Annotated in this window: 17 protein-coding genes, 1 other RNA gene and 1 pseudogene; 7 read left to right on the forward strand and 12 right to left on the reverse strand. The window is 64.4% G+C overall.

Features of this window, described 5'->3' with window-relative positions; genetic code table 11:
- Positions 1 to 72: 72 nt before the first annotated feature.
- The 3 genes from truA to def form a co-directional block, all read right to left on the reverse strand.
- Positions 73 to 810, reverse strand: coding sequence for a tRNA pseudouridine(38-40) synthase TruA (truA, locus tag V1293_RS20575; RefSeq protein ID WP_334511732.1), 738 nt, complete (start codon positions 808 to 810; stop codon positions 73 to 75).
- A complete protein-coding gene (fmt, locus tag V1293_RS20580) occupies positions 810 to 1,742 on the reverse strand; it encodes a methionyl-tRNA formyltransferase (RefSeq protein WP_334511734.1) in 933 nt (310 codons plus the stop codon). Before fmt ends, truA begins: the two co-directional genes overlap by 1 nt.
- Positions 1,743 to 1,881: 139 nt before the next feature.
- A complete protein-coding gene (gene def / locus V1293_RS20585) occupies positions 1,882 to 2,409 on the reverse strand; it encodes a peptide deformylase (protein ID WP_334511736.1) in 528 nt (175 codons plus the stop codon).
- 171 nt (positions 2,410 to 2,580) lie between these two features.
- On the opposite strand from def, the gene V1293_RS20590 reads away from it, so the two are divergent.
- The 3 genes and pseudogenes from V1293_RS20590 (at position 2,581) to V1293_RS20600 (ending at position 5,624) form a co-directional block, all read left to right on the forward strand.
- Entirely contained in the window at positions 2,581 to 3,789 is a 1,209-nt protein-coding gene (locus V1293_RS20590) for a DNA recombination protein RmuC (RefSeq protein ID WP_334511738.1), read from the forward strand.
- 82 nt (positions 3,790 to 3,871) lie between these two features.
- Positions 3,872 to 4,176, forward strand: a pseudogene (locus V1293_RS20595) (GIY-YIG nuclease family protein).
- A gap of 77 nt (positions 4,177 to 4,253) precedes the next feature.
- Entirely contained in the window at positions 4,254 to 5,624 is a 1,371-nt protein-coding gene (locus tag V1293_RS20600; protein WP_334511739.1) for an AmpG family muropeptide MFS transporter, read from the forward strand.
- A 156-nt stretch (positions 5,625 to 5,780) separates the two neighbouring features.
- On the opposite strand, the gene V1293_RS20605 is transcribed toward V1293_RS20600, so the two are convergent.
- The 5 genes from V1293_RS20605 to ffs all read right to left on the reverse strand — a co-directional run bounded on the left by V1293_RS20605 (position 5,781) and on the right by ffs (position 9,233).
- Positions 5,781 to 6,206: a hypothetical protein gene (locus V1293_RS20605; RefSeq protein WP_334511741.1), complete on the reverse strand. Its 426-nt coding sequence runs from the start codon at positions 6,204 to 6,206 to the stop codon at positions 5,781 to 5,783.
- Between the two features lie 23 nt (positions 6,207 to 6,229).
- Positions 6,230 to 6,835 (reverse strand): recombination mediator RecR, encoded by a 606-nt coding sequence (gene recR / locus V1293_RS20610; protein WP_214489070.1) that lies wholly within the window; start codon positions 6,833 to 6,835, stop codon positions 6,230 to 6,232.
- 1 nt (position 6,836) lies between these two features.
- The gene (locus V1293_RS20615) at positions 6,837 to 7,160 is read right to left on the reverse strand and encodes a YbaB/EbfC family nucleoid-associated protein (protein WP_334511743.1); all 324 of its coding nucleotides are present in this window, start codon (positions 7,158 to 7,160) and stop codon (positions 6,837 to 6,839) included.
- 24 nt (positions 7,161 to 7,184) lie between these two features.
- Positions 7,185 to 9,026 carry a DNA polymerase III subunit gamma/tau gene (locus tag V1293_RS20620; protein WP_334511745.1) on the reverse strand — a complete coding sequence of 614 codons (1,842 nt, stop codon included), beginning with the start codon at positions 9,024 to 9,026 and terminating at the stop codon, positions 7,185 to 7,187.
- 110 nt (positions 9,027 to 9,136) lie between these two features.
- Positions 9,137 to 9,233, reverse strand: an RNA gene (gene ffs, locus V1293_RS20625) — signal recognition particle sRNA small type.
- Positions 9,234 to 9,459: 226 nt separating this feature from the next.
- Between ffs and V1293_RS20630 the strand changes: the two genes are divergently transcribed.
- The 4 genes from V1293_RS20630 (at position 9,460) to V1293_RS20645 (ending at position 12,452) form a co-directional block, all read left to right on the forward strand.
- Positions 9,460 to 9,885: an HIT family protein gene (locus V1293_RS20630; RefSeq protein WP_334511747.1), complete on the forward strand. Its 426-nt coding sequence runs from the start codon at positions 9,460 to 9,462 to the stop codon at positions 9,883 to 9,885.
- A 4-nt stretch (positions 9,886 to 9,889) separates the two neighbouring features.
- A complete protein-coding gene (nudC, locus tag V1293_RS20635) occupies positions 9,890 to 10,840 on the forward strand; it encodes an NAD(+) diphosphatase (RefSeq protein WP_334511749.1) in 951 nt (316 codons plus the stop codon).
- Positions 10,841 to 10,920: 80 nt separating this feature from the next.
- Positions 10,921 to 11,883 carry a sugar kinase gene (locus V1293_RS20640; RefSeq protein ID WP_334511751.1) on the forward strand — a complete coding sequence of 321 codons (963 nt, stop codon included), beginning with the start codon at positions 10,921 to 10,923 and terminating at the stop codon, positions 11,881 to 11,883.
- A gap of 68 nt (positions 11,884 to 11,951) precedes the next feature.
- Positions 11,952 to 12,452, forward strand: coding sequence for an Lrp/AsnC family transcriptional regulator (locus V1293_RS20645; protein ID WP_334511753.1), 501 nt, complete (start codon positions 11,952 to 11,954; stop codon positions 12,450 to 12,452).
- Between the two features lie 170 nt (positions 12,453 to 12,622).
- Here the strand turns inward: V1293_RS20645 and V1293_RS20650 are convergent, their stop codons facing one another.
- The 4 genes from V1293_RS20650 to V1293_RS20665 form a co-directional block, all read right to left on the reverse strand.
- Positions 12,623 to 14,122, reverse strand: coding sequence for a phosphomannomutase/phosphoglucomutase (locus tag V1293_RS20650; protein WP_334511755.1), 1,500 nt, complete (start codon positions 14,120 to 14,122; stop codon positions 12,623 to 12,625).
- Positions 14,123 to 14,244: 122 nt separating this feature from the next.
- Positions 14,245 to 14,748 (reverse strand): TIGR02281 family clan AA aspartic protease, encoded by a 504-nt coding sequence (locus tag V1293_RS20655; RefSeq protein WP_334516818.1) that lies wholly within the window; start codon positions 14,746 to 14,748, stop codon positions 14,245 to 14,247.
- A gap of 270 nt (positions 14,749 to 15,018) precedes the next feature.
- Complete coding sequence (gene hrpB, locus V1293_RS20660; RefSeq protein WP_334511757.1) at positions 15,019 to 17,496, reverse strand: ATP-dependent helicase HrpB; 2,478 nt, start codon at positions 17,494 to 17,496, stop codon at positions 15,019 to 15,021.
- Between the two features lie 173 nt (positions 17,497 to 17,669).
- Positions 17,670 to 18,980 (reverse strand): UDP-glucose dehydrogenase family protein, encoded by a 1,311-nt coding sequence (locus V1293_RS20665; RefSeq protein WP_334511759.1) that lies wholly within the window; start codon positions 18,978 to 18,980, stop codon positions 17,670 to 17,672.
- Between the last annotated feature and the right edge of the window lie 11 nt (positions 18,981 to 18,991).

Consider the following 18,991-nt stretch of genomic DNA (forward strand, 5'->3'; position numbering starts at 1 on the left):
CGTCCTTACTCGACGCAAGAAGAAAAGAACGTGGATGGCCGGGACAAGCCCGGCCATGACGGTGAGAGGCGCCTAATACTCCACCCGCACCAGATACAGTCCCTCCGGCGGCGCGACGGGGCCGCAGGCGGCGCGGTTGCGGGCGGCTAAAGCGGCGGCGAGATCGTCGGCGCTCCAGCGGCCTTCGCCGACCCAGACCAGCGAGCCCACCATCGAGCGCACCTGGCTGTGCAGGAACGAGCGCGCCGAGGTCAGGATCGAGACCGCATCCCCTTCCCTCACGACGTCGAGCTGGTCGAGCGTCTTCTCCGGCGATTTCGCCTGGCATTCGGTGTCGCGAAAGGTCGTGAAATCGTGCTTGCCGAGCAGCCTTTTGGCCGCGGCGTCCATCGCATCCGTATCGAGATGGCGCGGCACGCGCCAGCTTCGCTTGATATCGAGCGCGAGATTGGCTCTGGAGTTGGTGATGCGGTAGCGGTAGTGCCGCCGCTTCGCCGAGAAACGCGCCTCGAAATCATCGGCGACGATTTCCGCACTGAGCACGCCGATCGGATGCGGACGCAGATGCGCATTCAGCCCATCGCGCAGGCGGCCCGGCGGAAACGGTTTTTGTATATCGCAATGCGCGACCTGCTCCAGCGCGTGCACGCCGGCATCGGTGCGGCCCGAGCCATGGACGCGAACCTGCTCGCCGCAGATCGCCTTCACCGCAATTTCCAGCGCGCCCTGCACCGTCGGCGCGTTGTCCTGGATCTGCCAGCCGGAAAACGGCGTGCCGTCATATTCGATGATGAGTTTGTAGCGGGGCATCAGCCTAGCCGCGCCGGAGGTTTCAGCGGCGTACCGCGCAAGAAGTCCGCAGCCTTCATTCGCGCTTTGCCTTCGCGCTGCAGTTCCAGAATCCGGATGGCGCCGTCGCCGCAGGCGATGGTCAGGTGATCGTCAAGCACCTCGCCGGGCGCACCCGCGCCCCTGGCCGGTTCACAACGCAATATCTTGATCCGCGCCGGCTCGCCATCACTTGCGATCTCGCACCAGGCGCCGGGAAACGGCGACAGCCCGTGAATATGCCGCAGCACCTCGCGCGCCGGCCGCTGCCAGTCGATCCGCGCCTCGGCCTTCTCGATCTTGGCGGCGTAGGTCACGCCTTGCTCGCTTTGCTTGGTGAGTTGCAATCCGCCGCGCGCGAGCGCGCCCATCGCACGCACCATCAGGTCGGCGCCGAGCGGAGCCAGCGCATCGTGCAAGTCAGCGGCGGTCATGGCATCCGTAATCGCGAGCCGCTCGGCCATCGCGACGTCGCCGGTGTCGAGGCCTACATCCATCTTCATCACCATCACGCCGCTCTCGGCATCGCCTGCCATGATCGCGCGATTAATGGGCGCGGCGCCGCGCCAGCGCGGCAGCAGCGAGGCGTGCAGGTTGAAGCAGCCGAGCTTTGGTGCATCGAGAATCGCCTGCGGCAGGATCATGCCGTAGGCGACGACCACGGCCGCGTCTGCATTATGCGCGCAAAATTCCTCGAGCGCTTCCGGCGTCTTCAGTGTGGTCGGCGTCAGCACGGGAATACCGAGGCGCCGCGCTTCCTGCTCGACCGGCGTCGGCTGCAGCTTCATGCCGCGCCCGGCCGGTTTCGGCGCGCGCGTGTAGACGGCCACGACCTCATGGCCATGGGACACGAGTTCGAGCAGCGTCGGCACTGCGAAGTCGGGCGTGCCCATGAAGATCAAGCGGAGTGGCATGGCGAGTTAGTGTCCTGCGGACGTTCAATTTACTCCGTCATGGCCGGGCTTGTCCCGGCCATCCACGTCTTTGGCACAGTGGGAAAGGAAGACGTGGATGCCCGGCACAAGGCCGGGCATGACGGTCGATAGAGTGGGGCTACTCCGCCGCGCGCTTGGCGGCTTTGGTAAACTTCTTCAACACACGGTCGCGCTTCAGCTTCGACAGATAGTCCACGAACAGCACGCCGTTGAGGTGGTCGATCTCGTGCTGGATGCAGGTGGCGAACAGGCCGTCGGCGTCTTCCTCGTGCACCTTGCCGTCGAGATCGGTAAAACGAATGCGCACCTTCGCCGGGCGCTCGACCTCCTCGTAATATTCGGGGATCGAGAGGCAGCCTTCCTCGTAGACCGACAATTCCTCCGACGAGGAGACGATTTCCGGATTGATGAACACCCGCGGTCTCGGCCTGGTCTCGCCGTTCTCGTCCTTCTTGGCGAGGTCCATGGTGATCAGCCGCAAGGGCTGCGCGACCTGAATCGCCGCCAGGCCAATGCCGGGCGCGTCGTACATGGTCTCGAACATGTCGTCGGCAAGCTTGCGGATCTCCGCCGTCACCTTCTCGACGGGTTTGGAGATCAGCCGCAACTGCTTGTCCGGCAGGATGATGATTTCTCTTAAGGCCATAGCGCGCGATTTAAGCTGCTGATTTGTCGCGGTCAATGCGCCGGGGCGGCCGTTAAGGCGGCCTTAACCATGATTTTTAACGCCGCGTTAACCACAAAAATTAACCCGCCATTTACCATAAATGTTCCCTCTTCGTTCGCGAAAGCCAGCGAATCGGGCTACAAGTCCCGCATGAACGAAATTCTTTTCATTGTCGGCGACCTGCCGATTCACGTTGGCGAGGCGCTGGCAGGCTTCGGCGCGCTAGCCTTGGTGCTGCTGCTGGTGATCGCCATCGTCATCGCGCGCTCGGGGCGCCGGGGCGCGGAACTGGCGATGGCGCAGGCGATTCGCGCCGACGAGCTGGAAGAGCGCTTGAGCGAGATGCTGCGGGCGCAGAGCGAGTCCACCGGCCGGGTCGACGCCATGGCCCAGTCGCTGGCCGGCCGCCAGGCCGAGATGGCGCGCGCGGTCAACGAGCGGCTGGATTCGGTGACGCACCGGGTCGGCCAGTCGATGGAAGCGACCACGCGCCACACCATGGACAGCCTGCGCGTGCTGCATGAGCGGCTCGGCATCATCGACAACGCGCACAAGAACCTCACCGACCTGACCTCGCAGGTGACGACCTTGCGCGACGTGCTCGCCAACAAGCAGTCGCGCGGCGCCTTCGGCCAGGCGCGGATGGAAGCGATCGTGCAGGACGGCATGCCGCAGGGCTCGTACGAGTTCCAGCACACGCTCTCGACCGGCAAGCGACCGGATTGCGTGGTGTTCCTGCCCGACCAGCGGCCGCTGTGCATCGACGCGAAATTTCCGCTGGAGGCGATGACCGCGCTGCACGATGCGCGCAGCGATGAAGAGCGAAAATTCGCGACCCAACGCCTGCGCAACGACGTGATGAAGCACGTCAACGACATCGCCGAAAAGTATCTGATCACCGGCGAGACCCAGGACACCGCGCTGATGTTCGTGCCCTCGGAATCGGTCTATGCCGAAATCCATGACGGTTTCGACGACGTGATCCAGAAGGCTTATCGCGCCCGCGTCGTGCTGGTATCGCCCTCGCTTCTGATGCTGGCGATCCAGGTGATGCAGCAGATCCTGAAAGACGCGCGGATGCGCGATGCCGCCGACCAGATCCGCACCGAAGTGCTCAATCTCGGCGACGACCTCGGCCGCCTGCGCGAGCGCGTGCTGAAGCTGCAGAAGCATTTTGGTGACGTCAACGAGGACGTCCGGCAGATCCTGATCTCCGCCGACAAGATCGAAAAGCGCGCCGGGCGGATCGAGGAACTCGATTTCAGCAAGGCGGACGCGCCGGTGGAAGCCCCGCGCGTGGTCAAGGGCGGAACACCCGAGTTGTTCCCCGTGCCGCGCAAGCTGCAGGCGGGGGAGTAAGCGTTCATTGCTCAGCTATAGCGACATATCAAACTGTCATCGCCCGGCTTGACCGGGCGACCCAGTATCCCAGAGGCGGCAGATGGGAGCACGCAGCTACTACGTCTACATTCTCGCCAGCCGCTTCGGTGGCACGCTCTATATCGGCGTGACCAATGATATTATCCGTCGCGTCGCCGAGCATAAGTTGAAAATTGCCGAGGGCTTCACCAAGCGTCACGACGTGAGCCGGCTCGTGTACTTTGAGATCTTCGACCAGATCGAATATGCGATCCAGCGAGAAAAGCGGCTCAAGAATGGCCCCGCGCCTGGAAGATATCGCTGATCGAGAAACAAAATCCGGACTGGATTGATCTTTACCCTGAGATTGCCGGGGGCGGCGGATAGGTCTCTGGAATACTGGGTCGCCCGGTCAAGCCGGGCGATGACAGTCTTTTTGTGGCCGAATCTGCTAACACCCTCCCATGACCGCACCTGAAGCCGCTGCCAAAATGACCGACAAGACCGAAACTACACGCACCTCCTGGCGCGAGGGCTGGGCCGTCTATCTCCAGCCGCGCGTGCTGATCGTGCTGCTGCTCGGGTTCTCCTCCGGGCTGCCGCTGGCGCTATCGGGATCGACGCTTCTGGTGTGGATGCGCGAATCCGGGGTAGATCTCGGCACCATCGGGCTGTTTGCGCTGGTCGGCACGCCCTACACGCTAAAATTCCTGTGGGCGCCGCTGGTCGATGCGCTGCATGTGCCGTTCTTCACCCGGGCGTTCGGCCGGCGGCGCGGCTGGCTGGTGTTTTCGCAACTCCTGCTGATCGGCGCGATCCTGTTGCTGGCGCTGACGGACCCGGCGCGCTCGCCGCTGTTCGTGGCGCTCGGCGCGCTGCTGGTAGCGACCATGTCATCCACCCAGGACATCGTGGTCGATGCGTTTCGCGTCGAGAGCCTGCCCGAGAGCGAACAGGCCGCCGGCATGGCATCCTATGTCGCGGCCTACCGGATCGGCATGCTGATCTCTACCGCGGGCGCGCTGTTCATCGTCAGCGGCTTCGAGAGCACCGGCATCACGCGCGGCGCGGCGTGGATGTGGGGCTATGTGGTGATGGCCGCGCTGGTGCTGATCGGCACGATCACAGCCCTCGTCGCAACCGAGCCCGAACAATCCGCGCGCGCCGAAGCCGCGACACATGCGGAGAGCGCGTTTACGCGGGTGCTTCATGCCGCGGTCGGGGCGTTTTCGGAATTTCTCGTCCGCAAGGATGCTCTCGCTGCGCTCGCCTTCGTGGTGCTGTTCAAGTTCACCGACGCGTTTTCCGGCACCATGACCGCGCCGTTCGTGATCGACCTCGGCTTCACCCGCAACGACTACGCCGCGATCGTCAAGGGCGTCGGGCTCGCCGCCACCTTAATCGGCGGCTTCGCCGGCGGGTTCGTGGCGCGGCGCTATTCGCTGGCCGCGAGCCTGTGGATCGGCGGCGTGCTGCAGGCGGTCGCCAACCTGTCGTTCTCATGGCTCGCCCTTGTCGGCGTCAACCAATGGGCGCTGGCGTTCGCGATCACGGCGGAAAATTTCACCAGCGCCATCGGCACCGTGATCTTCGTCGCCTATCTGTCGGCGCTATGCCGCAATCCGCTGCACACCGCGACCCAATATGCGCTGCTGACGGCGCTGGCCGCCGTGGGACGGACATATTTGTCCTCCGGCGCAGGCTATGTGGCGAAGGCAACGGGCTGGCCGATGTTTTTTGCGATCTGCGTCCTGGTCGCAATCCCAAGCCTGATCCTGCTCGCCTGGCTGCAGCGCCGCGGGCATTTCGAGAAGCTGGGAACGGTGAAGGTTTAGCAGCGAAAGCTGCGCCCGAGAAATCAAGTCGTCATCACCCGCGAAAGCGGGTGATCCAGTATTCCAGAGCAGTTGCGATAGGACTGAGAGAGCGCGGCGTACTGGATCGTTCGGTCAAGCCGGACGATGACGGTAGTGTGTAAATCGCGGCATCTCTCAGTGCTTGGTCACCACGCTCCACTTCGTCACCACCGCCTCGCTCATCTGGCCGGCATCCTGCGCGCAGGCGACTTCGTCGACCTTGACGGAGATTTCCTTGCCGACGAAATTCTTCAGTTGCGCGGCCTGGGCGTCGCTGCTGGTGACGAGTTGGAACGTCTCAGGTCCCGTTTCGAGATTGCACAGCCCGTTCGGCGCCGGCAGCCGGCGCGGTTCGCTGGTGATCTGGTAGGTCGCGGCGCGCTTGCTCTTCTTGCCGCCCTTCATGGCATTGAGTTCACCGGACAGGACATCGCCGGCATTGATCGGCTTGCCCGGCTTCGGCGCCGGCTCGGCCTGCTGCGCCCACGCGGGAGGCGCGGCCAAGGCCACCGCCATCATGAAAGCAAAACAGGAGCGCTTGCCGAATCGTGGTTTCGTCATGTCGATCAGTTCCGTTGTGTTGGCTAGAACAGCGTTCGCTGCCGCATGGCAGCCGATAGTGTACCTTCGTCGAGATAATCAAGCTCGCCGCCGACAGGCACGCCGTGCGCGAGCCGGGTCACCTTGACGTTGGCGTCCTGCAGAAGATCGGTGATGTAATGGGCGGTGGTCTGGCCATCAACCGTTGCATTCAGGGCCAGAACGATTTCGCTGACTTGTGATTCGTGCGCGCGGGCCACCAGCGCATCGATGGTCAGATCCTGCGGGCCGACGCCGTCGAGCGGCGACAATGTGGCGCCGAGCACGTGATAGCGGCCGTTGGTCGCATTCGCCCGTTCCAGCGCCCAGAGATCGGCGACGTCGGCGACCACGACGATGGTCGAGGGATCGCGCCGCGGGTCGGTGCACACCGTGCAGGGATTTTGCGTGTCGATGTTGCCGCAGGTCTTGCAGACCTGAATTTTGTCTATTGCCACCTGCAGCGCGCCGGCGAGCGGCGTCATCAGCGCCTCGCGCTTCTTGATCAGGTGCAGCGCGGCGCGCCGCGCCGAGCGCGGGCCGAGCCCTGGCAGGCGCGCCAGGAGTTGGATCAGGCGTTCGATTTCAGGGCCGGCAACGCTGGCTGCCATTTCAGCCGAGACCAAGCAGTCCGGGCGGCAGGCCGAGCCCGCCGGTCAGCGCCTGCATTTTTTCCATCGCCGCGGTTTCCGCCTTGCGCCGTGCGTCGTTATGCGCGGTCACCAGCAGATCCTCGAGCACTTCGCGCTCCTCGGCCTTCATCAGCGACGGATCGATCTTGACGCCCTTCACTTCCATCTTCGCAGTCATGCGCACGGCGACCAGTCCGCCGCCGGAGATGCCCTCGACCTCGAGATTGCCGAGCTCTTCCTGCATTTCCTGCATCTTGGATTGAAGCTGCGCTGCCTGCTTCATCATGCCGAGAAAATCAGCCATTCGTTCGTCCTCTTGAGAGTTCGATCAGTCGTCGTCGCCGTCGGAACTCTCGTTCAGGTCATCAGCGTTAATATTGGATTCCGGCGGCTCGGCGGCAAGCCGACGCACCTCGACCACTTTGGCGCCGGGAAACCGCGCCAGCACCTCCTGCACGCGCGGATCGGCCTCCGCGGCGCGGGCGTGCTCGTTCCGCGCCTGTTCGTTCTGCGAGCGCAACGTCGGCTGGCCGGCCTCGTTGGAAATGACCACGGTCCAGCGCCGCCCGGTCCACAATTCCAGCTTGCGGGAGAGATCGTTGACCAGCCCCCGCGCCGCATGGCGTTCCAGCGCCACTTCCAGCCGCCCGTCCTCGAAGCGGACGAGGCGCATATCGGCTTCCAGCGCCGTCTTGGTCAGGATATCGCGTTTCTCGCCGGCGAGGGCGACGAGTTGCGGAAAAGTGTTGATCCGCAGGACGGGCGCGGACTCGGTTTGGGCCGACGGCACCGCCATTTGCGGCCGCGCGGACGCTTCCGCGCCGGAACGGGGCGAAGCCGGTGTCCGCATCGGCGACGCGGCGGACATTGAAGATACCGGTGCGGTGGGCGCAGCCCGCGCCGGCGCCGCGCCGCCGGAGGCCATTTGCGATCCGCCGCCGTTCTGGTCGAGCATCCGGATCGCCTCGTCGGGCGTCGGCAAATCGGCGACATAGGCGATGCGGACCAGCACCATTTCCGCAGCCGCCGCCGGCCGGGTCGCGGTCTGCACCTCGGTGATGCCCTTGAGCAGCATCTGCCACATCCGCGACAGCACCCGCATCGACAGTTTTGCGGCGAATTCGCGGGCGCGGACGCGCTCGGTCTCGCCGAACGCGACATTGTCGGCGGTAGCGGGCACGATCTTCACGCGGGTGACGAAATTGACGAATTCGGCGAGGTCGGACAGCACGACGACCGGATCGGCGCCGACGTCATATTGCGCCCGGAATTCGCCAAAAGCGCTGGCGATATCGCCGCGCGCCAGATGCTCGAACAAATCGATCACCCGGGTGCGGTCGGCAAGCCCCAGCATCTGCCGCACGGCGTCGGCGCGCACCAAGCCCGCCGCATGGGCGATCGCCTGATCGAACAAAGAGAGCGAATCGCGCACCGAGCCTTCCGCGGCGCGCGCGATGATGCCGAGCGCCTCGGGCTCGACCTCGACGCCTTCCTTTTTCGCGATGTTGGAAAGATGCCCCATCAGCACGTCGGCCTCGACCCGGCGGAGATCAAAACGCTGGCAGCGCGACAGCACCGTGACCGGGACTTTGCGGATTTCCGTGGTGGCGAACACGAATTTGGCGTGCTCGGGCGGCTCTTCCAGCGTCTTCAGGAAGGCGTTGAAGGCCGCCGTCGACAGCATGTGGACTTCGTCGATGATGTAGACCTTGTAGCGGGCGCTGGCCGGCGCGTAGCGCACGCTGTCATTGATCTGGCGGACGTCGTCGACGCCGGTATGGGAGGCGGCGTCCATTTCCAGCACGTCCATGTGCCGGCTTTCCATGATCGCCTGGCAGTGCACGCCGAGGTCAGGCATGTGGATGGTTGGCCCCGTCACCGAACCATCAGGCTTTTCGTAGTTCAGCGCGCGGGCGAGAATCCGCGCCGTGGTGGTTTTGCCGACGCCGCGGACACCGGTCAGGATCCAGGCCTGCGGAATCCGTCCCGTCTCGAACGCGTTCGAAACGGTGCGGACCATGGCCTCCTGGCCGATCAGGTCTTCGAAACTGGACGGGCGGTATTTGCGTGCCAGCACCCGGTAGGGCTTGGCCGCCTCGTCTTGGCCGAGAGCAAATCCGGCCTGACCAGCGCCGTCTGACTTGTCGGGGGGAGCGCCAGCACCACTCATCGGTCGATCCGCAATTGATTGTCTCTCGGGGCCGGCTTGCGGAAAGGAACGAAATCGGGCGCAAAGCGCGGACCTTTCCGCCTTCCTTGCGCGATTCGCTCGAAAAACAGGTAGGAGACTGACGAGCGACCCGATCCGGACCTCGTTAGGGCTGCTTCCTTCCGGACCTGACCCGGTTGGCGAGTGGCTCGTCCACCGCCAATCTCCCGGTCCCTATTTGGGGCCAAAAGGGCCGGAAAGCAAGCGGGGTTGGTGGGTGCCATGCGCCGGAACACCCCCCGTTTCGTCATGGCCGGGCTTGACCCGGCCATCCACGTCTTGCTTCTTCCAATTCAGTGCAAAAAGACGTGGATGCCCGGGACAAGCCCGGGCATGACGGGTGTTGTTTGCAGGGCCGCCCTCTGCAATCCTATTTCGAGGATTATAGAACCCAATGCCCTCTGACGCCTCCGCCTGGTCGCTGCATTCCCAGCTCAAAAAGGACACGATCGACATCGGCGACCTGCCGTTGTGCAAGGTGCTGGTCATCAAGGATGCGCATTACCCCTGGCTGCTGCTGGTGCCGCGCCGGGAGGGTGCGGTGGAAATCATCGACCTCGACGAGATCGCGCAGGCCCAGTTGATGACCGAAATTTCGCGGGTCTCGCGCGCCCTGAAAGACGTCACTAAATGCGACAAACTCAATGTCGCGGCGCTGGGCAATCTGGTGCCGCAGTTGCATGTCCACGTCATCGCGCGGCGCACCAGCGATGCGGCCTGGCCGCGCCCGGTCTGGGGCGTGATGCCGCCGCTGGCGCATGACGCCGAGGAAGTACAGAATTTCATCAACGCGCTTCGCCGCAAGATCTGGTTGGGTTAAACCGATGTCCGCATTCGACAAGTATCCGCTGGGGAAGCCCGCTTTCGTCACCCATATTCTGGATCGCGCCGCGCATCTGCGCGCCAATGACGAAAAACTGTTCGCGCTGGAGAGCCAGCGCAACGCCGGCGCCTATGTGATCTACCGCGACTCGCTTCTGGTGAAGCAGGAGGCCGATGGGCCACGCGTGCTGCTCGGGGTCGAAGAGGCGGTGATGCTAGGCGCCAATCCCGGCACGATCTTTTTGGGGCTGCGCGACGGCGCGCCGGTTTTCGGCATGGGCATTTCGGCCGCTTCCGTCGAGAAGCTGATCACGCGCGACGACGTCGCCGTGACCGAGCTGCGCGGCATGGCGATGCAGGGCACCGTGCCGCCGGAGCAGCTCTCCGCCATTGCGATGGCCAAATCGATGGTGACCTGGCATCAGCGCCACGGTTATTGCGCCAATTGCGGCACCCGCACCGCGATGAAGGAGGGCGGCTGGAAGCGCGAGTGCCCGAGTTGCAAGGCCGAGCATTTTCCGCGCACCGATCCGGTCGTGATCATGCTGGTCACGTCAGGCGAGAAATGCCTGCTCGGCCGGCAGAAGCAGTTCTTGCCGGGGATGTGGTCGTGTCTGGCTGGCTTTGTCGAAGCGGCGGAGACCATCGAGGACGCGGTCCGCCGCGAGATTTTCGAGGAATCCGGCATCCGCTGCACCGACGTCAGCTATTACATGACGCAGCCCTGGCCCTATCCGTCATCGCTGATGATCGGATGCGCCGCGCGCGCGCTCAACGAGGATATCGTGGTTGATCGCGCCGAGCTCGAGGACGCGCGGTGGTTCGATCGCGCCGAGGTCGCGTTGATGCACCGGCGCGAACATCCTGATGGCTTATTTGCGGCGCATCCGTTTGCGATTGCGCACCATCTGATCGGACGCTGGGTGCATGGGGGAAACGAAACGGGCGCATAGCGGGAACCGTCCATGGACCAGTCGATTAACTCCGGACATTGGTTCCGGTTAAAGGCGAAACCGGCATGACGGATCCCCGAATGAACTTTCAAGACAAAGCGCCCAAAATTCCGCCGCGGATTCTCTGCATCGGCATGCCGGTGCGCGACCTTACCTTTCATACGCCGGGTGTTCCCGGGCGCGGCTCCAAGGAGAACGCCACCGCATTCGACCAAATCTGCGGCGGCAACGCGCTCAATGGCGCGATCGGCATCGTTCGGCTCGGTGCCCGCGCCTCGATCTGCGGGCCGATGGGCGATGCCAAGGAAACATCAAGCCGCTTCATCTTCGAGCAGATGGCGCATGAAGGCATCGAGACGAAACATCTCATCCACATGCCGGGGCTGGTGACGCCGATCTCGGCGGTGATGATCGATCCTTCCGGCGAGCGCACCATCGTGACCTTCCGCGATCCGGAACTGTGGCACGTGAAGTTGCCCGACTTCGACACGCTGCTGGACGACTGCGCCGCCATCCTCACCGAGAGCCGCTGCGCGGAATTCTGCACCGAGCTTTGTGCCGAAGCCGTCCGGCGTGGCATTCCCGTGATCGTCGACGTCGATCGGGCGATGTCGCTGCGCGAGGGCCTGTTGAACGCCTCCACGCACCTGGTGTTCTCCAGCGAGCCGCTGCAGGAAACCGCAGATGTTACCGACGATGCCCAGGCGCTGCGGAAAATCGCGAAACTGACCCCTTCGTTCCTGGCCGGTACCCGGGGCCCGAGGGGCACGATCTGGCTCGACGAGAACGGCAACATCCAGGAAACCCCGGCGTTCCCGGTGCATACGGTGGACACCCTGGGCGCCGGGGACGTGTTCCACGGCGCCTTTGCGCTGGCGATTACCGAGAAGCAGGAATTGCGGCAGGCGCTGCGATTCGCCTCCGCCGCCGCAGCGCTGAAATGCACCCGGTTCGGCGGCGCCTTCGCTGCCCCGCAACGTGCTGAAGTTGAAGAGCTTTTAAGTCACGGCCAGGCCGCAGACCGGGCCGCGACCGGCCAATAAGCGGGCTTGCTATAGAAGAATTTTCTATATATGAGGGGATCAGACCTTTCATATGGAACATTCTTCTCATGACCGACGTAGCCATTCAGCTCCACGAAGGCAGCCGCCGCCTCGACGCTATCGACCGCAAGATCCTGACCGTGCTGCAGGACGACGCCTCCCTTTCCGTCGCCGAGATCGGGGACCGGGTCGGATTGTCATCGACGCCGTGCTGGAAGCGGATCCAGCGGCTGGAAGCCGACGGCGTGATCCTGCGCCGGGTGGCGCTGGTCGACCAGAACAAGATCGGGCTGGGCATTTCGGTGTTCGTCTCGGTCGAGAGCTCCGACCACTCCGAGGCCTGGCTGAAGACCTTCGCCAGCGCCGTCAGCGCCATGCCCGAGGTGATGGAATTCTACCGGATGGCCGGCGACGTCGATTACATGCTGCGCGTCGTGGTCGCCGACATGGCGAGCTATGACGTGTTCTACAAAAAGCTGATCAGCGCCGTGCCGCTGAAGAACGTCACCTCGCGCTTTGCGATGGAGAAGATCAAGTCGGTGACGGCGCTGCCGGTGCCGGCGGCGTAGTCGGACTCGCATCCCCACATTTGCTGTCATCGCCCGCCTTGTGCGCAATTGCGCACTGGGGCGGGCGATCCAGTATTCCAGAGGCGCCAGAGATAGAGCCGAGAAGCCGCGGCGTACTGGATCCCCGCTTTCGCGGGGATGACAGTCCAGTATGCGGGGCGACGCGCCCCTCAAATCTTCTGATTATACTCGCCGACCTCCGGATGCGTGCGCAGCACGGAATCCATCGCTTCGAACATGTCGCGCATGCGCTGTTCGGAGACGGGGCTTTCGACCACCACCACCAGCTCCGGCTTGTTCGATGAGGCCCGCACCAGGCCCCAGCTGCCGTCCTCGACGGTAACACGCACGCCGTTGACGGTGACGAGATCGCGGATCTTCTGGCCCGCAACCTTGTCGCCGTTTTTCTGCAGCGCCTCAAAATGCTTCACCACGGCGTCGGCAACGCCGTATTTGACCTCGTCGGCGCAATGCGGCGACATCGTCGGCGACGACCAGGTTTTCGGAATCGCGTCTTTCAGATCGGCCATCGACTTGCCGGGCGCGCGGTCGAGCATCTCGCAGATTGCAATCGCCGAGACCAGGCCATCATCATAGCCGCGGCCGAACGGCTTGTTGAAGAAGAAGTGGCCGGATTTCTCGAACCCCGCCAGCGCGCCCATCTCGTTGGTGCGGCGCTTCATGTAGGAATGGCCGGTTTTCCAGTAGGCGGTCCTAGCGCCCTGCTTTTGCAGCACCGGGTCGGTCACGAAGAGCCCGGTCGATTTCACGTCGACCACGAACTGCGCGTCCTTATGGATCGCCGACATGTCCCGCGCCAGCATCACGCCGACCTTGTCGGCGAAGATTTCCTCGCCGGTATTGTCGACCACGCCGCAGCGGTCGCCGTCGCCGTCGAAGCCCAGGCCGACATCGGCCTTGTGCTTGAGCACCGCGTCGCGGATCGCGTGCAGCATCTCCATATCTTCGGGATTCGGATTGTATTTCGGGAACGTATGATCGAGCTCGGTGTCGAGCGGGATCACCTCACAACCGATCGCTTCCATCACCTGCGGCGCGAACGCGCCGGCGGTGCCGTTGCCGCAGGCGACCACGACCTTGAGCTTGCGCTTGAGTTTCGATCGTTTGGTGAGATCGGCGATATAGCGCGCCGGGAAATTCTCGTGGAATTGATAGGAACCGCCAGCCTCGTTCTTGAAATCGGCGTTGAGCACGATTTCCTTCAGCCGCGTCATCTCGTCGGGACCGAAGGTGAGCGGACGGTTGGCGCCCATCTTGACGCCGGTCCAGCCATTGTCGTTATGCGACGCCGTCACCATCGCGACACAGGGCACGTCGAGATCGAATTGCGCGAAATAGGCCATCGGCGTCACCGCCAGCCCGATGTCGTGCACCTTGCAGCCCGCCGCCATCAGGCCGGAGATCAGCGCGTACTTGATCGAGGCCGAATAGCCGCGAAAATCATGACCGGTAACGATTTCCTGTTTGACGCCGAGTTCCGCAATCAGCGCGCCGAGCCCCATGCCCAGCGCCTGAACGCCCATCAGATTGATTTCCTTCTCAAACAGCCAGCGCGCGTCGTATTCGCGAAAGCCGGTTGCCTTCACCATCGGCCCGGATTCGTAGGCATAGGTATTCGGAACCAGCACGGATTTGGGCTTCGGGAACATGGGGCAGCCTTGTCAATAAATTGCGAGGGAACACCGCAGCCATAGCGAATACGCAGGCCCGGCGATAGGCGAGACCGACGCCTTGTGGCGGCTAATTGCGGCGGATTGGTAACCGATAAACCTTACTGTTCCAGCACCAGCCTGCCGTTGGCGTATTCGAAACGCTTCAGCTTCGACAGGAACGACAGGCCAAGCAGGTTCTCCGACAGCGCCTCGTCAGGCAGCACCACGGCGTCGACGTCACGCACCACGAGGCCGCCGAGTTCGATCATGGCAAGCCGCGTGCGCGCGGCCTTGATGGTGCCGTTAGCGGTGGTGACGGTGGCGTTGTAATCGTTGCGCGAGGGACGCAGGCCAAACCGCGCCGCGGATTTTTCATTCAGCGCCACCAGCGAGGCGCCGGTGTCGATCATGAAATTGACGCGCTGACCGTCGATGCGGCCGTCGGTCTGGAAATGGCCACGGGCGTCGCGGGGAATGTCGAGGCTGCGGCCTGAGGCTTGTGCGACCGTTTGCGCGGGCGCTTTTTTCGGCGATGTGCTGGCGGATGCAGGCGTCGGCGACATCTTGTCCGCCACCTGCGCCATGTAAGTGCCGAGGCCGACGAGAACAGCGGCAAGGATCATCAGGTTACGCATTACGCCACACTCGATTGCCAGACCGCCGATAACACCACGCCAGGGGCCAAGCCGCGACTTAACAGCGGCGGCCGAGGCTGCCATTTTGACGAAAAGGATGAGTGAAGCGTTAACGGCCGTTCTTCACCTCTCCCCGTTCTTTACGGGGAGAGGCCGGGTGAGGGGCTCTCTCCGCGGACTCGTCTCTCACCGCGTTCGCGGAGAGAGCCCCTCACCCCTACCCTCTCCCCGCGAAGAGCGGGGAGAGGGTAGGATCGGTTACGTCCCGCGCGGCTTGACGCGGCGGGTCGGCAGCGCGGTAGCCGGGTCTTCCGGCCAGGGGTGGCGGGGATAGCGGCCGCGCAGGTCGGAGCGCACGGCCGCATAGCTGCCGCGCCAGAAGCCCGGAAGGTCGCGCGTCACCTGCACCGGGCGTTGCGCCGGCGACAACAATTCCAGCACCAGCGGCACCGCACCTTTGGCGATCGAGGGATGGGTGTTGAGCCCGAACAATTCCTGCAGGCGCACGGCAATGGTCGGGCCCTGCTCGGCTTCGTAGTCGATCGCCAGCATGGTGCCGGTCGGCGCTTCGAAATGCGTTGGCGCTTCGCGCTCCAGCCTTGCGCGCAACTCCCACGGCAGCAGCGTCATCAGGGCTTCCGAGAGATCGCCGGGGGAAAGGTCCTTCAGCGAGGTCTTGTCGTAGAGCGCGGGCACCAGCCAGTTTTCGCAGTCGGCGGCGAGCGCCACGTCCGACAGATCGGGCCAGCTTTCGCCTTCCACCTTGCGCAGGAAGGTGACCCGGTCGCGCCATTGCTTCAGAGATTTCGACCACGGCAGCTTGTCGAGCCCGGCGGCAATCAAGCCCGCGGCGAAGATGCGCGCGGTCTCCGCCGAGGGCGACAGCGCGATCGGCGTTTCGGACAACGTGATCGCGTGCAGCGTCCGCTTGCGGCGCGCACGCAACGCCATCGCGCCGCGATCGAACGAAATCTCTTCCGTGTTTTCGATCTGATCGGCGAAGCGCGTCTCGATATCCTCTTGCGCGATCGGTGCCGCCAGCAGAATGCGCCCCTGGGCTGCGGTGCCGGTCAGTTCGGCAACGGCGATATAGGGCGCGCGCGCCAGCGACGAGGTCTGCTCGACGGCGGCGCCGCGGCCATTGGCGAGCACGAAACTCCCATTGCCGCGGTTGCGCGCGACGCGGTCGGGGAAGGCCAGCGCCAGCATGATGCCGGTGGAGGGCGAGGCGTCCTCGCCGGGTGGCCCTTCCGTCGTCGCCACCTGCTGCGCCCAGCGCTGCGCGAGGCTGCGGGCACTGGAAGCGCGCGGCGAGCGGTCGCGGCGGAACTGGTCGAGCCTGTGATCGAGATCGACGCTGTCGCCGCCGAGGCCGCGCTCGGTCAGGATCGCCGCGATGTCGGCCGCCTCCTCGCCGGCCCCCAGCCGATGCGAGTCCACGATCATGCGCGCCAGCCGCGGCGGCAGCGCCAGTGCGCGGAGACTCCGGCCCTCGGCGGTGATGCGGTCGTCGGTATCAAGCGCGCCGAGCTCATGCAGCAGGCCGTTGGCTTCCTTCAGCGCCGGCGCCGGTGGCGAATCGAGAAACGCCAGCGTGGCGGGATCGCGGACGCCCCATTGTGCGAGATCGAGCACCATCGAGGAGAGATCGGCTGAAAGAATTTCGGGCTGGGTGTAGGCGGCGAGCGAAGCGGTCTGCGGCTCGTCCCACAGCCGGTAGCACACGCCGGGCTCGGTGCGGCCGGCGCGGCCGCGGCGCTGATCGACTGCGGCGCGCGAGGCGCGCACGGTCTCCAGCCGGGTCAGACCGATATCGGGCTCGTAGCGCGGCACCCGCGCCAGACCGGAATCGACGACGATACGGACGCCCTCGATAGTCAGCGAGGTCTCGGCGATCGAGGTCGCCAGCACCACCTTGCGGCTTCCCTTCGGCGCCGGCGCGATGGCGCGATCCTGTACGCTCGCGTCGAGCGCGCCGAACAGCGGCACGATCTCGACACTCGCATCATGCACCCGTTCACTGAGAAAATTCTCGGTGCGGCGAATTTCGGCGGCGCCCGGCAGAAACGCCAGCACCGAGCCGGGATCGGCGCGCAGCGCGGTGGCGATCGCATCCGCCATCTGCCGCTCGATCTGCGCATCTGCCTTGCGACCGAGATAGCGCGTCTCCACCGGAAAGGCGCGGCCTTCGCTGGCAACCACCGGCGCGTCGCCGAGCAATTTGCCGACCCGCGCGCCGTCGAGCGTCGCCGACATCACCAGGATGCGCAGATCCTCGCGCAGGCCGGTCTGCGCATCGCGCGCCAGCGCCAAGCCCAGATCGGCATCGAGCGAGCGTTCGTGAAATTCGTCGAACAGCACGGCGGCGACGCCTGACAGTTCGGGATCGTCGAGAATCTGCCGCGAGAAGATGCCCTCGGTGACCACCTCGATCCGCGTCGCGCGCGATATTTTTGAGCCGAAACGGACGCGATAGCCGACGGTCTCGCCTGCGCGCTCGCCCAACGTCCGCGCCATGCGCTCGGCGCTAGCCCGGGCTGCGATGCGCCGCGGCTCCAGCATGATGATCTTTTTGCCGTTCAGCCAGGGCGCGTCGAGCAGCGCCAGCGGCACCCGCGTGGTCTTGCCGGCGCCCGGAGGGGCCACCAGCACCGCGGCATTGTTGGCCGCGAGGGTGCTCGCGAGTTCATCGAGCACCGCGTCGATCGGCAGAGGCGTGTCGAAGCTGCGGGGCAATTATGGCTCGCATCATTGGCGCTCTTCCCCTCTCCCCTTGTGGGAGAGGGTGGATCAATCGCGCGGAAGCGCGATTGAGACGGGTGAGGGGTCTGTCTCCGCGGATAGAGACCCCTCATCCGCCTTGCCTTCGGCAAGGCACCTTCTCCCACAAGGGGAGAAGGGAAGGAAGATCAACTCGTCGCCCGCCCGACGCTTTCATACGTGAAGCCATGGGCCGCCATGTCTTCGGAACGATAGATGTTGCGCAAATCTACCACGACGGGCTGCGCCATCTCGCTCTTGATTCGCTCCCAATCGAGCGCGCGGTATTGCACCCACTCGGTGACGATCACCATGGCGTCCGCTCCTTTCACGCACGCATAGGGGTCGTCACAATATTCGATCTCGGGCAGCTCCTTCTTCGCCTGCTCCATACCGACCGGATCATGCGCGCGCACTTTCGCGCCCATGTCGAGCAGGCCCGTCACCAGCGGGATCGACGGCGCCTCGCGCATGTCGTCGGTATCGGGCTTGAAGGTGAGGCCGAGCACGGCCACGATCTTGCCACGCAGGTTGCCGCCGGCGGCATTGGAAACCTTGCGCGCCATCGCCCGCTTTCTGATGTCGTTGACGCCGAGCACCGCCTCGACGATACGCAACTGCACATCATGGTCCTGCGCGATCTTGACCAGCGCGCGGGTATCCTTCGGAAAACAGGAGCCGCCAAAGCCCGGGCCTGCGTGCAGGAATTTCGAGCCGATGCGGTTGTCGAGCCCGATGCCGCGCGCGACCTGCTGGACGTCGGCGCCGACCTTCTCCGACAGGTCGGCGATTTCGTTGATGAAGGTGATCTTGGTGGCGAGGAATGCGTTCGCCGCGTATTTGATCAATTCCGCGGTACGCCGCGCGGTGAACATTAGAGGTGCCTGGTTGAGCGACAGCGGTCGGTAGACGTCACTGAGCACCTTGCGCCCGCGCTCGTCATCGGTACCGACCACGATGCGGTCGGGGAATTTGAAGTCGCGGATCGCAGCGCCCTCGCGCAAAAATTCCGGATTAGACGCGACCACCACGTCAGCCGACGGATTGGCCTCAACGATCAGCCGTTCGACCTCGTCGCCGGTGCCGACCGGCACGGTCGATTTTGTCACCACCACCGTGAAGCCGGACAGCGCAGCCGCGATCTCGCGGGCGGCGCTGTAGACGTAAGTCAGGTCGGCATGGCCATCGCCGCGCCGCGACGGCGTGCCGACCGCGATGAACACGGCGTCGGCTTCCGCGACCGGCGCGGTCAGGTCGGTGGTGAAATCCAGCCGCTTGGCCTTGACGTTGGACGCCACCAGCGCATCGAGCCCGGGCTCGAAGATCGGGATCTCGCCCCTGCGCAGGGCTTCGATCTTGCCGGCATCCTTGTCCACGCAGGTGACATGGTGACCGAAATCGGCAAAGCAGGCGCCGGATACCAGCCCCACATAGCCCGTGCCAATCATGGCGATTCGCATGAAAACAGTCC

This window comes from Bradyrhizobium sp. AZCC 1693 (assembly GCF_036924745.1).
GTDB lineage: Bacteria > Pseudomonadota > Alphaproteobacteria > Rhizobiales > Xanthobacteraceae > Bradyrhizobium.

What these genes read in the sequence shown, in the direction of transcription:
- truA (WP_334511732.1), bottom strand. Translation starts at nt 810, where the DNA reads ATGCCCCGCTACAAACTCATCATCGAATATGACGGCACGCCGTTTTCC.
- fmt (WP_334511734.1), bottom strand. Translation starts at nt 1,742, where the DNA reads ATGCCACTCCGCTTGATCTTCATGGGCACGCCCGACTTCGCAGTGCCG.
- def (WP_334511736.1), bottom strand. Translation starts at nt 2,409, where the DNA reads ATGGCCTTAAGAGAAATCATCATCCTGCCGGACAAGCAGTTGCGGCTG.
- V1293_RS20590 (WP_334511738.1), top strand. Translation starts at nt 2,581, where the DNA reads ATGAACGAAATTCTTTTCATTGTCGGCGACCTGCCGATTCACGTTGGC.
- V1293_RS20600 (WP_334511739.1), top strand. Translation starts at nt 4,254, where the DNA reads ATGACCGCACCTGAAGCCGCTGCCAAAATGACCGACAAGACCGAAACT.
- V1293_RS20605 (WP_334511741.1), bottom strand. Translation starts at nt 6,206, where the DNA reads ATGACGAAACCACGATTCGGCAAGCGCTCCTGTTTTGCTTTCATGATG.
- recR (WP_214489070.1), bottom strand. Translation starts at nt 6,835, where the DNA reads ATGGCAGCCAGCGTTGCCGGCCCTGAAATCGAACGCCTGATCCAACTC.
- V1293_RS20615 (WP_334511743.1), bottom strand. Translation starts at nt 7,160, where the DNA reads ATGGCTGATTTTCTCGGCATGATGAAGCAGGCAGCGCAGCTTCAATCC.
- V1293_RS20620 (WP_334511745.1), bottom strand. Translation starts at nt 9,026, where the DNA reads ATGAGTGGTGCTGGCGCTCCCCCCGACAAGTCAGACGGCGCTGGTCAG.
- V1293_RS20630 (WP_334511747.1), top strand. Translation starts at nt 9,460, where the DNA reads ATGCCCTCTGACGCCTCCGCCTGGTCGCTGCATTCCCAGCTCAAAAAG.
- nudC (WP_334511749.1), top strand. Translation starts at nt 9,890, where the DNA reads ATGTCCGCATTCGACAAGTATCCGCTGGGGAAGCCCGCTTTCGTCACC.
- V1293_RS20640 (WP_334511751.1), top strand. Translation starts at nt 10,921, where the DNA reads ATGAACTTTCAAGACAAAGCGCCCAAAATTCCGCCGCGGATTCTCTGC.
- V1293_RS20645 (WP_334511753.1), top strand. Translation starts at nt 11,952, where the DNA reads ATGACCGACGTAGCCATTCAGCTCCACGAAGGCAGCCGCCGCCTCGAC.
- V1293_RS20650 (WP_334511755.1), bottom strand. Translation starts at nt 14,122, where the DNA reads ATGTTCCCGAAGCCCAAATCCGTGCTGGTTCCGAATACCTATGCCTAC.
- V1293_RS20655 (WP_334516818.1), bottom strand. Translation starts at nt 14,748, where the DNA reads ATGATCCTTGCCGCTGTTCTCGTCGGCCTCGGCACTTACATGGCGCAG.
- V1293_RS20665 (WP_334511759.1), bottom strand. Translation starts at nt 18,980, where the DNA reads ATGCGAATCGCCATGATTGGCACGGGCTATGTGGGGCTGGTATCCGGC.